Origin of the sequence: Flavobacterium sp. WC2421, from assembly GCF_040822115.1 — a bacterium.
GTDB lineage: Bacteria > Bacteroidota > Bacteroidia > Flavobacteriales > Flavobacteriaceae > Flavobacterium.
In genome coordinates, this window is the sequence record NZ_CP162004.1 from 1,406,407 (window position 1) to 1,418,802 (window position 12,396).

Sequence of the window (12,396 nt, forward strand, 5' to 3'; positions counted from 1 at the left end):
TTGATATGATAAACTTTCCAATCATAATGGGGATTACCTCTGGAGCTGCTTTTCTACTGGGATTTTTACTTATTGCGCGTCCTCAGAAAAGTAATTTAATTGCAAATAAATATTTGGGATTGTTTATTATGACGCTCGGATTAGCAATGCTTGAAATACCTATGTCTTATCAAAAAATCTATCTAAGACATCCTAATGTATTTGAATTAATTGGCTTGGTCAGGTTTCTAACTGCTCCTTTCCTTTATATTAGTATTTTATACTTTACTTCATTACAGAAAAAAATTGACAAGAAAAATGTATGGCATTTTTTACCCTTTTTGATTTTTTTGCTTTTCAGATTCCCGTTTTTTATTACAGGTAAAAATATTGAATTCAGTTATGTTTTTGGCAAAATTATATTTTTTATTCTGCAAACAGCATTACCGCTCCAAGCAATAATTTATTGGTATTTATCTTTTAGCAAATTGCAAAAACACATAAAATACATACGTCAATTTTCATCGTCAACGGAGAAAAGTGATCTTTCTTGGCTCAAATATTTTTTATTGGTTTTGATGCTAATTGTAATTGTTTGGTTCAATCTTATTTTTTTCGACTTAAAAAGTTTAATTAAGCTTACGCCTTTACTCTATTTTGTAGCTGTATTTTTGTTAGCTTATTTTTCTTTACAGCAAAAAGAAGTTTTTGATTTTAATAAAAACGATTTAAATGAACTTTCGACAATTAGAGAGTATAAAAAAGATAATCCTAAAAGAGTTTCAGAAAAACGATTGAATGAATTAAATGAAAAATTGCGGATACTTATGAATTTTGAAAAAGTGTACTTAGAGAATGATTTAAGTTTACCAAAATTAGCCAACAGTATGAATGCTAGTTGTAATGAAACCTCATTTGTGATTAACGAATTATACGGCGATAACTTTTATAATTTTATAAATAAATACCGAATAGAAGAGGCGAAAATTTTGTTGTTGTCTGAAAAATACAAGCTACTAAATGTTTTAGGGATTGCTTATGAATCGGGATTTAATTCCAAAACCACTTTTAATACTACTTTTAAAAAGTATGTGGGGATTTCTCCAACGGCATTTGTGAAAGCAAATTTAGTTTTAGAAAAAAAGTAGTTTAAATAGGTTCGAACGGGTACATCGGAACAGTTGATATTTGATTAATAACCAAATTTGTGGACTATTAATTCAAATATAAAACGATATGTTAGAACAATCAACTTCATTATCAAAAAAAATCAGCACTTCTTTAACCCTTGGTATAGTGTTTTCGGCTTTTGTCTTAATGCTGGGTAACGGCGGGAATATTTCTTGGTTTCCTCCAATAATAGTTTTTTCCTTAGTTGGGATTTCTTTATTGGTTACGCTACTATTTCCGTTTATATGGCATTATTTAGAACAAAAGCAAAAAGTGGAATCGGATAAGATATATGGTTTTACGTATAGTACTATCCGATATTGTCTTGCTTTTAATATTGCCAGTTTTGGGTGGAAAAAATTTTACGGACTTCAATTTATAGTTCCTACTGAAATTGCAAGTTTACCTATCAATAAGCTATCAGGTGAATGGCTGACTTGGTTTTATTTTGGACATTCACAGACTTTTGGAATTATAGTAGCAGTGATCCAAATTGGGAGTGGTTATTTATTATTGTTTCGAAGAACTGTATTGCTTGGATCCATAATTTTATTTGCACTACTAGCTAATTTGACTTTAATTAATGTTTTTTATCAAATGAATGTAGGTGCATTATTGCAATCTGTAGTGTTAACGATTGGAGTTTTGTTCTTGATTTCGTTAGATTATAAGAGTCTAGTTGACTTTTTTCTAAAAACAAAATCCAATTTACCCTCGTTAAGTTTTAATAGTGTTTTTGTAAAAAATATAGTTCGGCTGTCGGCAATTGTGTTATCATTGTTGTTTACAATCTATTTGAAATCATTGATAAATTAAAAAAAAAGCTCGTTTAAAATTATTTTAAACGAGCTTTTTTTATCGGGTAACTTGATTCCTAATACTAACTTATTTTGTAATCTCTCTAAATATAGCTTCTAGATTTTTATTTTTCTGATTCAATTGTAATGTTTTTAAACCATTTGCTGTAGCAAAATCAAAAACTATAGGGCGCATGTCTTTGTCCGTTTTAAAAGTCAGTTCCCAAATCATGTCATGAGTATTTTTATAAGAAGATATGTTTTCGATTTTAGCAATCACTTGTTCTTCGATTTTATAATCAAATTCTACTTCGATTACTTGTTCCTTATCTTCAGAAATTAAGTTGTCCAGTTTTTTGTCGGTTACAATCTTACCATTATTGATGATAATGACACGATCACAAAGTGCTTCCACTTCTTGCATAATATGTGTAGAAAGGAAAACCGTTTTATCTTTCCCTACGTTTTTAATCACATTACGAATTTCGATTAATTGATTCGGATCTAAACCTGTTGTAGGTTCATCAAGAATTAAAACATCAGGATTGTGTAATAAAGCATTGGCAAGGCCAACACGTTGACGGAATCCTTTGGATAACTGTCCTATTTTTTTATGACTTTCAGTGCTTAAACCAGTTAGTTGAATTACTTCTTCGATTCGGGATTTAGCAACTTTATAGACTTCGGCATTAAAGGCAAGATATTCTCTAACATACAAATCCAAGTATAAGGGATTGTGTTCTGGTAAATAACCTATAGAAAGCTGCACTGCTTTTTGATTTGAGTTTACATAGTTCCCATTCACTTGCGCAGTACCTTCATCGGCATTGATATAGGTCGTCAATATTTTCATTAAAGTTGATTTTCCAGCACCATTAGGACCAAGAAAACCTACAATTTCTCCTTTGTTAATAGAAAATGAAACGTTGTCAAGTGCTTTTTGGGCACCATAACTTTTAGAGATATTATTTACTGCTATTGACATGATGAATTATTTGTAGCAAAAGTAAAAAGAAAAAGATTGATTTATTGTTTTTATTAGACAATATCAAAAAGGGATTACTACTTAATCTTTAATTATTGGTATTTGAGAAATAGAATGATATATTTATAAAAAATTATAAAAAGCAAATCTAAAAATGGAAGAAAGTAAGAGTTTGTTTAAAACCTATAGTGGTATTATATGGTTATTATGTGGTATAACTGCAGGAAGTATATTAGGTTTGGTTTTTGGGAAAGATGTAGAAGTGATTAAGCCACTTGGCGATATATTTCTAAATTTACTTTTTACGGCTATTATTCCTTTGATTTTCTTTACGATAGCGTCGTCAATTGCCAGTTTAGAAAAATCAGAAAAATTAGGAAAGTTATTTGTAGTCGTTATTGGAGTATTTTTAAGTACGGTATTGGTATCGGCTATAATTATGATAATAGGTGTTTTGCTTTTTCCAATTCATCAAGATATTATCATTTCCAAAATTCCATTGGAGAGTATGCAAACCACTAGTCCTGGATCACAAATCACTCAATTACTGACTGCCAATGATTTTTATGAATTGCTTTCTAGAAAAAGCATGTTGGCTTTAATCATTTTCTCCTTTTTAATAGGATTTGCCAGTTTACGTTCGGGAGAGAAAGGAGAAAGTTTTAGAGGGTTCCTAAATTCAGGAAACGAGGTAATGAAACAATTACTACACTTGATTATGAAAACGGCACCGGTAGGTTTGGGTGCTTATTTTGCGTATCAAGTAGGTATTTTTGGACCGCAGTTATTTGGAGCCTATGCTAAGCCATTAGGACTTTATTATGCAGTATGTGGATTCTACTTTGTGGTGTTCTTTAGTTTGTATGCTTTCCTTGCAGGAGGAAATAACGGATTGAAAGTGTTTTGGAGTAATAATATTGCACCTTCCTTAACAGCTTTGGGAACTTGCAGTAGTATTGCAACAATTCCAGCAAATCTGGAGGCAACAGAGAAAATGAATGTTCCTTCACATATCCGTAATATTGCAATTCCATTAGGAGCTCCTTTGCATAAAGATGGATCAAGTATGTCATCTATTATAAAAATTGCTGTAATTTTTGCCATGTTCGGTAAAGATTTTACAGATCCCAATACCTTACTTTTAGCATTAGGGATTACGGTTATCGTTTCGGTAGTTGAAGGAGGAATTCCTAATGGTGGATATATTGGGGAGATTCTAGCAATCACTATTTATGGTTTTCCAATGGAACAAGCTTTACCTGCAGCCATGATTGTAGGAACATTAGTTGATCCCATGGCTACTTTGCTAAATGCGAATGGAGATGTAGTCTCGGCGATGTTAATCACGCGTATTTCAGAAGGAAAAGAATGGCTTTCAGTAAAATTAGCTCGCTAAACTGATTTATTAGTCATAAATTTAACCCAAAGCACTTTTCAAATATTTAAAAAGCAATGGATTAAAACCTATTTTTTTAAGTATTTGGTAATCAAAAGTCGCTTTCACAAAGAATTCGTTTTTTGTTAGATAAAATCATATTTTTTTATGTGTTTGTATTGAATATGTTTATACATTTGCATTGATAACATTGAAAAAAAACATCAAAATGTCAACTAATAACCGTTTTTATTTTAGCAACACTTATTTCTTCTTTTATAGGAAGTAAGGATTGTGCTATGGTTATTTGAAATAAAAGAAACAAATAAAAATAATATACAATCCTGATGAAAATCAGGATTTTTTTTTGGAATAAATGGGAACAAAAATTGCAATTCAAGGGATACTAGGTTCTTTTCACCATCAAGTGGCACAAGAATATTTTGAGCAAAATATAGCAGTAGACGAGTGTCTGTCATTTGAAGAATTAGTGGACAGCCTATTGTCAGGAAAATCGGAACAGGCAGTTATGGCCATTGAAAATTCAATCGCGGGGCCTATTATTCCTAATTATGCGTTGATTGATAAGAATAATTTGCACATCATTGGAGAACATTATTTAAGTATTCATCAAAATTTGATGGCGCTTAAGGGACAAAAATTGGAAGATATTGTTGAAGTACATTCTCATCCAATGGCATTATTACAGTGTATGGATTTTTTAAAAAAATATCCTAATATAAAATTAGTTGAAGATAAAGATACAGCCGAAACAGCTCGTAGAATTCAGGAGAAACAATTAAAAGGAATCGCTGCAATTGCCAGTAAAACGGCTTCGATTATGTATGATTTAGAAATTCTGGCACCAGAAATTCAAACGATTAAAAATAACATGACTCGTTTTGTTATAATTAAAAAAGAGAATGCATTTGTAGCAAAGGAAGATATTAACAGAGCGTCTTTGAAATTTGAATTGGATCATAAAAGAGGGAGTTTAGCAGCTGTACTTAATGTAATGAGTGATTGCAAAATGAATTTGACCAAAATTCAATCCTTGCCAAAAATTGAAACTCCTTGGAAATATTCCTTTTTTGTGGATGTAACTTTTGAAAAATATGCAGATTACGAAAAAGCAAAATCGTTATTAGAAATAATGGCAGAGTATTTTAAAGTTTTGGGCGAATATAAAAATACAAAGCCATAATTAGTCAAAAGTTATAAACGCATCAAGGTCAAAAGAATTTAAAAAATAGTAATGATTACAACAGCAAAAAGATTAGATATCATTGAAGAATACTATTTCTCCTCTAAATTGAGAGAAGTAAGACAATTGGCATCCGAAGGGAATCCAATAATAAATATGGGAATTGGAAGTCCGGATTTGCAACCTTCACAAGAAGTTATTGATGCAGTGGTTCTTGCCGTGAAAGAGGAAAATGCTCATGGTTATCAAAGTTATCAAGGATTACCGGAATTGAGAAATGGAATGGTTGATTTTTATAAAAACAACTATAATGTGGATTTGAATCCCAATACTGAAGTTTTGCCTTTGATGGGTTCTAAGGAAGGTATTATGCATATTTCATTGGCTTTCTTAAATGAAGGAGATCAAGTATTAATACCAAATCCAGGATATCCTACTTATACTTCAGTAACTAATTTAGTGGGTGCTGTTCCCGTTTATTATGATTTAAAAGAAAGTACAAATTGGGAACCTGATTTTGACGCTTTAGAAAAATTGGATTTATCTAAAGTTAAAATTATGTGGATTGGTTATCCACATATGCCAACAGGAGCGAGAGGAAGTTTGGAGTTATTTGAAAAGTTAGTGGCTTTCGCCAAAAAACATACTATTTTATTAATCAATGATAATCCATATAGTTTTGTTTTGAATGATAAGCCAATGAGTTTGTTACAAGTGGAAGGCGCGAAGGACGTAGCATTAGAGCTAAATTCTTTAAGTAAAACGTTCAATATGGCAGGATGGAGAGTAGGAATGGTTCTGGGGAATGCAGCTTGTATTGATGCTGTTTTGAAAGTAAAAAGCAACATGGACAGCGGTATGTTTTTTGGAATTCAAAAAGGGGCTATAGCTGCTTTAAAAAGTGATAAAGCGTGGTTTGATTCGATGAATGAAATTTACAAGAAACGTCGTGTTTTGACAGAACAATTAGCGGAGAAATTAAACTGTAAAGTATATAAGGAAGGTGTTGGATTGTTTGTTTGGGCCAAATTGCCAGAAGGAATAACTTCAGCTGAAAAATTTATAGACCAAATCTTACATGAGAAACATCTCTTTATAGCACCAGGAACAATTTTTGGAAGTAACGGAGAAGGATATATTCGTTTTGCATTATGTGTAGGGGAAGAAAAAGTACAGGAAGCAATTGATAGATTTAATTAAATGAAAGTTTATATAATAGGAATAGGATTAATAGGAGGATCGATGGCGTTAGACATTAAAACCATAGATCCATCAGCCACTATTTATGGTATCGATCATAACGAAAGTCATGTGAAACAAGCATTGGATTTAGGGGTTATTGATGAAGCCGCTCAATTGGAAGATCTATCGAATGCTGATTTTGTAATTGTATCGGTTCCAGTAGATGTTGCCTTAACGCTATTGCCTAAGGTATTGGATGCTGTAGGTGAGAATTCTATTGTTTTTGAAGTGGGTTCTACCAAAGCGCCAATTTGTGAAGCAATTGCTAACCATTCAAGAAGAAGAAATTTTATTGCAACTCATCCTATTGCAGGAACCGAGTTTTCAGGGCCATCGGCAGCAATACATGATTTGTTCAATGGGAAGACTAATATAATTTGTGAAGTAGAACGTACTGCTTTTAAATTGCAGGAGAAAGCATTAGCCCTTTTTAAAGCAATGGGAATGAGAATACGTTATATGGATCCAAAATCACATGACAAACATATTGCTTATGTGTCGCATTTGTCTCACATTAGTGCTTTTATGCTTGGAAAAACAGTAATAAACAAAGAAAAAGACGAGCAGGATATATTTGATATGGCGGGTTCTGGTTTTGAAAGTACAGTGCGTTTGGCAAAAAGTTCGCCTGCTATGTGGACCCCAATTTTCAAACAAAATAAGTTGGAAGTGGTGGAAGCTTTAGAAGGATATATAGCCAACTTGACTCAATTTAAAGATTTATTGGTAAAGGATGAATACAATGCCATTTTTGATGAAATGGAAAGTGTAAATAAAATAAAAGAAATATTGAATGGAATGAATGTAAAAAAATAATTTTTGCAAAGATTAAATAAAGAAGAACAACACAAAAAAAAATAATAAAATAAATAATTAGAAAAGATGGAAAACAAGAAAGAAATGAGAAATTGGTTGAATGAATTTAATTTAACTCATCCATTTGTAATTGCAGGACCTTGTAGTGCTGAAACTGAAGATCAAGTATTAAAAATTGCTCATGAATTGAAAGATTCAGATGTAAGTGTTTTTAGAGCAGGTATATGGAAACCAAGAACACGTCCAGGAGGATTTGAAGGTGTGGGAGAAATTGGTTTGAAATGGTTGCAAAAAGCAAAAGCAGAGACAGGTTTATTGATGGGAACTGAAGTAGCAACAGCGGCACACTGTAAATTAGCTTTGGAGCATGATATTGATGTTTTGTGGGTAGGTGCTCGTACAACTGCAAACCCGTTTGCAGTTCAAGAAATTGCTGATACATTGAAAGGAACGGATAAAATTGTATTGATCAAAAACCCAGTGAATCCAGATATGGCTTTGTGGTTAGGTGGTGTAGAGCGTTTATATGCTGCTGGAATTAAAAATCTTGGAGTAATTCACAGAGGATTTTCTACTTACGAAAAAACAAAATACAGAAACATTCCAGAATGGCAAATTGCTATTGAATTGCAAAATAAATTCCCTGATTTACCATTAATCATTGATCCATCTCATATCACTGGTAACCGAGATATGATTCTTGAAGTAACTCAAGAAGCATTGGATTTAAATTATGACGGTATGATCATTGAAACTCATATTGATCCAGACAATGCTTGGAGTGATGCTGCACAACAAGTAACGCCAGACGCTTTGAAACAAATTTTCAAAGATTTGAGAGTAAGAAAAGTAAGTGGAGACACGGATGAGTATGCTAATAAAATGACAAAATTAAGAGCAAACATTGATGTTCTTGATGCTAATTTATTAGAGTTATTAGGAAAAAGAATGAAAGTGGCTGACGAAATTGGTCAAGTGAAAAAAGACTCAAATGTGGCTGTTTTACAAAACACACGTTGGAACGAAATTCTTGGAAAAATGATTCTTGAAGGGGAGAAAAAAGGCCTTTCAGAAGAATTTATTCTTAGAATGTTCAAAGCAATTCACCAAGAAAGTATTGGTCATCAAGACAAAATATTGAATGCATAAATATTATTAGTATTTTATAATAGTAATCTCCACAGCTTTTAAATTAAAGTTGTGGGGATTTTTTATTTGTAGACACTAATAAAAACTTCAAACTTTAAACTTCAAACTTGAAACAAAATTTTACCTTTGCAACATGACAGGACTCGTATATAAATCTACAGGAAGTTGGTATACTGTAAAATCAGAACAAGGTGATTTTATAGAATGCCGTATGAAAGGGAAATTTCGCATAAAAGGAATTAAAAGCACTAATCCAATTGCTGTGGGTGATGTTGTGGATTATGAACTCGAAGAATCATCGGACACAGTTACTGGAACCATTCATAATATTCATGAAAGAAAGAATTATATTGTACGTAAATCAGTCAACTTATCACATCAGATGCATATTATTGCGTCAAATATTGATCGTGTTTTTTTATTAGTTACGGTAAATAATCCTCCAACGACTTTTAATTTTATTGATCGTTTTCTAGTAACTGCAGAAGCATATGGGATTGAAACTATTTTGGTTTTTAATAAGATAGACACACTTGACGAACCAACACTTGACGAACAGTTGTATATGCAACATGTATATCAAGAAGTGGGGTATAAGTGCCTTAGGGTTTCTTCTACCGAAATGAAAGGAATCGATGCCTTGAAAGAAATGATGATTGGTAAAGTGAGTATGTTTTCAGGACATTCGGGTGTTGGGAAATCAACGTTGGTGAATGCTATGGAACCGTCTTTGCACTTAAAAACTAAAACAATTTCAGACGCCAGTAAACAAGGGCAACATACAACTACATTTGCAGAAATGTATGATTTATCTTTTGGCGCAAGCATTATAGACACTCCAGGAATTAAAGGTTTTGGAATGGTAGATATGGAAAAAGCCGAGATTAGTGGTTATTTCCCTGAATTTTTCAAATTAAAAGATCAGTGTAAATTTAATAATTGTTTGCATAAAGACGAACCAAAATGTGCTGTAAAAGAAGCCTTAGAAAAAGATGAAATTGCATGGTCGAGATACAATAGTTACCTTAAAATTTTAGAAGGTGATGACGAGCATTATCGTACCGATATTTATAATGAAGATAGAATGGAAAGCGATGAATCTAGGAAATAATCTTTGCTAAAAGCAGTTTAAAAAAGTAAAATAATTTATAATTCACCATTAATTTGAAAGTAGTCCTTCAAAGAGTTTCTTCCGCCTCTGTTACAGTAGATCATAAAGTAATAGCCGATATCCAAAAAGGGCTGTTGATTTTGGTAGGTATTGAGGATGCCGATGTGCAAGAGGATTTAACTTGGTTAGTAGGTAAGATTGCAAAAATCAGAATTTTTGATGATGAAAACCACGTCATGAATCACTCGATTCAAGATATTAAAGGCGAAGTAATTGTCGTGAGTCAATTTACACTGCATGCCGCAACTAAAAAAGGCAATCGCCCTTCTTATATTAAAGCAGCAAAACCAGAAGTTGCTATTCCGCTATATGAAAGCTTTATTGAAAAATTAGAGTTGGAGCTAGGAAAGAAAATCCAAACCGGAATCTTTGGTGCCGACATGAAAGTGAGTCTTTTAAATGACGGACCAGTTACCATAATCATAGATAGTAAAAATAGAGAGTAGAACTTGTTTATTGTCAGAATTATTCTATTTTTGATAGCCACGAATACTTAAAATTCCCAAAACATAAAGTAAAAGCTCCCTTAGAGGTTTTTGTTACACTATGTAGTCCTTCTTATTTGGTAATTATTCAAACTCTCAAAACCTACTATGAAAATAAAAATGCTATTGGTATCCCTAGTTGTTTTTACAACTTTTACCGTACAATCCCAAAAAAATGATTATTCGGCATTACTTATTGCTGATAGTTTAAAAGAAAATGCCAATGCTGTTGTTCGTTTGAATCAAATAGATATTGTTATCGCTTCCCAACGAGATATGACTATCAATTCAACTAGAGTAATTACGGTTTTAAATGAGAAAGGGCTGTCGGAGATTGATGCTGTAGAGAATTACGATAAAAAAACAACTGTCAAAGATATTCAGGCAACCATTTATGATGCAGCAGGCAAAGAAATAAAAAAAATAAAAAGGAAAGATTTTAAAGATAACAGTGCTGCAGGTGGAAGCACTTTATTCTCTGATAGCCGTTATATTTATTTAGATTATACACCTACACAATACCCCTTTACAGTTGTGTATGAAAGTAAACTGGAAACGTCTACGACGGCCTTTATTCCGCAATGGTACCCTATTTCCAATTTTTTTGTAAGTGTAGAGAAAAGTGTTTTGAATGTGACTTATCCAGATAATCTGGGTTTTAAAAAAATGGAATTTAATTTTGCGAATTTCAACATTCAAAAAACGATAGACACTTCAACTCAATTGTCTTATACAGCCATAAATATTCCAGTGCAAAAGCAAGAAGATTACAGCCCGTCCTATAGTTCTCTTTTTCCAAAAGTCATGATGGGTTTGGAACTTTTTCATTTAGAAGATGTTGATGGAAGAGCCAAGACTTGGAAAGAATTTGGACAATGGTATTATGATGATATTTTATCAGGAACAACTAGTCTACCTGAAGGTACAAAAGAAAAGATGAAAACATTAATAGGAGATGAAACAGATCCAATAAAGAAAGCACAATTGATTTATGATTATGTTCAAAAAAAATCTAGGTATGTTAGTATTCAAGTAGGAATTGGAGGTTGGAAACCAATGTTTGCCAATGATGTTGATCGTTTAGGATATGGAGATTGTAAGGCTTTGACTAATTATACAAAAGCACTTTTAGAAACAGTTGGCGTGCCGTCCTATAATACCGTTTTATATGGAGATAGTCATAAGAAAGATATTGAATCACAATTTGTGTCTATGCAAGGAAATCATATGATTTTAGCCATCCCAAATGGAGATTATTATACTTGGCTCGAATGTACAAGTCAAGATGCCCCTTTTGGGTTTCAAGGAACTTTTACTGACGATAGAGATGTACTTGTTATAAAACCAGATGGAGGGGAAATAGTACATACTCAAAAATACATCGATAAATACAATAGCCAAATCAGTTCAGGAAATTATTCTTTGGCTGCTAATGGTGATTTGGCAGGTAAAATTGAAATAGTATCCAAAGGGTCGCAATACAGTCAAAAAGAACCAATAGAAAATCTTCAGCCAACAGAAAAAGAACAACATTATAAAGAGTATTGGAACACCATTAATAATTTAAAAATCAACAACTTATCTTTTTTAAATGATAAGTCAAGTGTCAGTTTTGCTGAAAAGGTTGAAATAAGTGCAGCAAACTATGGTAATTTATTGTCAGGTAAAATGATGTTTGCCATAAATGCTTATAACCAATACACGACAAGTGTAAAAAGGATAAGAAACAGAAAAAACCCATTTGAAATTCAAAGAGGTTTTGCTGATATTGACCAAATAACCGTTGCTTTACCTAAGGAGTTTGCTATTGAATTCTTGCCTACTAATTTTGAATTGAAAAATAAATTTGGGGAATATAAAACAGAATTTATTAAAAAAGATGACAGTACTATAGTGTATAAACGCAGTTTGTCTATTAAAAAGGGATTTTATTCTAATACAGAATATGATGAATACCGCCTCTTCATAGATCAAGTCTCTAGAAACGACAACGCCAAAATTATATTAACCAAAATCTAACCTA

11 protein-coding genes are annotated in these 12,396 nt (G+C 32.3%); 10 read left to right on the forward strand and 1 reads right to left on the reverse strand.

Annotation, left to right across the window (positions count from 1 at the left end):
* Positions 1–5 precede the first annotated feature (5 nt).
* Together AB3G33_RS05940 and AB3G33_RS05945 are read left to right on the forward strand one after the other, a co-directional pair.
* Positions 6–1,127, forward strand: a complete 1,122-nt coding sequence (locus AB3G33_RS05940) for a helix-turn-helix domain-containing protein (protein ID WP_367773355.1) — start codon at positions 6–8, stop codon at positions 1,125–1,127.
* A gap of 88 nt (positions 1,128–1,215) precedes the next feature.
* On the forward strand, positions 1,216–1,965 hold the full coding sequence (locus AB3G33_RS05945) for a hypothetical protein (RefSeq protein ID WP_367773357.1): 750 nt from the start codon (positions 1,216–1,218) through the stop codon (positions 1,963–1,965).
* 69 nt (positions 1,966–2,034) lie between these two features.
* Here the strand turns inward: AB3G33_RS05945 and gldA are convergent, their stop codons facing one another.
* Positions 2,035–2,931, reverse strand: a complete 897-nt coding sequence (gldA, locus tag AB3G33_RS05950; protein WP_367773359.1) for a gliding motility-associated ABC transporter ATP-binding subunit GldA — start codon at positions 2,929–2,931, stop codon at positions 2,035–2,037.
* A gap of 154 nt (positions 2,932–3,085) precedes the next feature.
* Between gldA and AB3G33_RS05955 the strand changes: the two genes are divergently transcribed.
* The 8 genes from AB3G33_RS05955 to AB3G33_RS05990 all read left to right on the forward strand — a co-directional run bounded on the left by AB3G33_RS05955 (position 3,086) and on the right by AB3G33_RS05990 (position 12,392).
* A complete protein-coding gene (locus AB3G33_RS05955) occupies positions 3,086–4,327 on the forward strand; it encodes a dicarboxylate/amino acid:cation symporter (protein ID WP_367773361.1) in 1,242 nt (413 codons plus the stop codon).
* A 355-nt stretch (positions 4,328–4,682) separates the two neighbouring features.
* Entirely contained in the window at positions 4,683–5,510 is an 828-nt protein-coding gene (locus tag AB3G33_RS05960) for a prephenate dehydratase (protein ID WP_367773363.1), read from the forward strand.
* Between the two features lie 51 nt (positions 5,511–5,561).
* A complete protein-coding gene (locus AB3G33_RS05965) occupies positions 5,562–6,710 on the forward strand; it encodes a pyridoxal phosphate-dependent aminotransferase (protein ID WP_367756957.1) in 1,149 nt (382 codons plus the stop codon).
* The gene (locus tag AB3G33_RS05970) at positions 6,711–7,568 is read left to right on the forward strand and encodes a prephenate dehydrogenase (RefSeq protein ID WP_367773365.1); all 858 of its coding nucleotides are present in this window, start codon (positions 6,711–6,713) and stop codon (positions 7,566–7,568) included.
* Positions 7,569–7,634: 66 nt separating this feature from the next.
* Positions 7,635–8,717: a chorismate mutase gene (locus AB3G33_RS05975; protein ID WP_367773366.1), complete on the forward strand. Its 1,083-nt coding sequence runs from the start codon at positions 7,635–7,637 to the stop codon at positions 8,715–8,717.
* A gap of 133 nt (positions 8,718–8,850) precedes the next feature.
* Positions 8,851–9,828: a ribosome small subunit-dependent GTPase A gene (gene rsgA / locus AB3G33_RS05980; RefSeq protein WP_367756963.1), complete on the forward strand. Its 978-nt coding sequence runs from the start codon at positions 8,851–8,853 to the stop codon at positions 9,826–9,828.
* 53 nt (positions 9,829–9,881) lie between these two features.
* Positions 9,882–10,334 (forward strand): D-aminoacyl-tRNA deacylase, encoded by a 453-nt coding sequence (dtd, locus tag AB3G33_RS05985; RefSeq protein WP_367773368.1) that lies wholly within the window; start codon positions 9,882–9,884, stop codon positions 10,332–10,334.
* 147 nt (positions 10,335–10,481) lie between these two features.
* A complete protein-coding gene (locus tag AB3G33_RS05990; protein ID WP_367773370.1) occupies positions 10,482–12,392 on the forward strand; it encodes a DUF3857 domain-containing protein in 1,911 nt (636 codons plus the stop codon).
* Positions 12,393–12,396 lie beyond the last annotated feature (4 nt).

Coding starts and splice junctions, on each gene's coding strand:
- AB3G33_RS05955 (WP_367773361.1), top strand. CDS start 3,086: ATGGAAGAAAGTAAGAGTTTGTTTAAAACCTATAGTGGTATTATATGG.
- AB3G33_RS05990 (WP_367773370.1), top strand. CDS start 10,482: ATGAAAATAAAAATGCTATTGGTATCCCTAGTTGTTTTTACAACTTTT.
- AB3G33_RS05960 (WP_367773363.1), top strand. CDS start 4,683: ATGGGAACAAAAATTGCAATTCAAGGGATACTAGGTTCTTTTCACCAT.
- AB3G33_RS05940 (WP_367773355.1), top strand. CDS start 6: ATGATAAACTTTCCAATCATAATGGGGATTACCTCTGGAGCTGCTTTT.
- gldA (WP_367773359.1), bottom strand. CDS start 2,931: ATGTCAATAGCAGTAAATAATATCTCTAAAAGTTATGGTGCCCAAAAA.
- AB3G33_RS05975 (WP_367773366.1), top strand. CDS start 7,635: ATGGAAAACAAGAAAGAAATGAGAAATTGGTTGAATGAATTTAATTTA.
- AB3G33_RS05945 (WP_367773357.1), top strand. CDS start 1,216: ATGTTAGAACAATCAACTTCATTATCAAAAAAAATCAGCACTTCTTTA.
- AB3G33_RS05970 (WP_367773365.1), top strand. CDS start 6,711: ATGAAAGTTTATATAATAGGAATAGGATTAATAGGAGGATCGATGGCG.
- AB3G33_RS05965 (WP_367756957.1), top strand. CDS start 5,562: ATGATTACAACAGCAAAAAGATTAGATATCATTGAAGAATACTATTTC.
- rsgA (WP_367756963.1), top strand. CDS start 8,851: ATGACAGGACTCGTATATAAATCTACAGGAAGTTGGTATACTGTAAAA.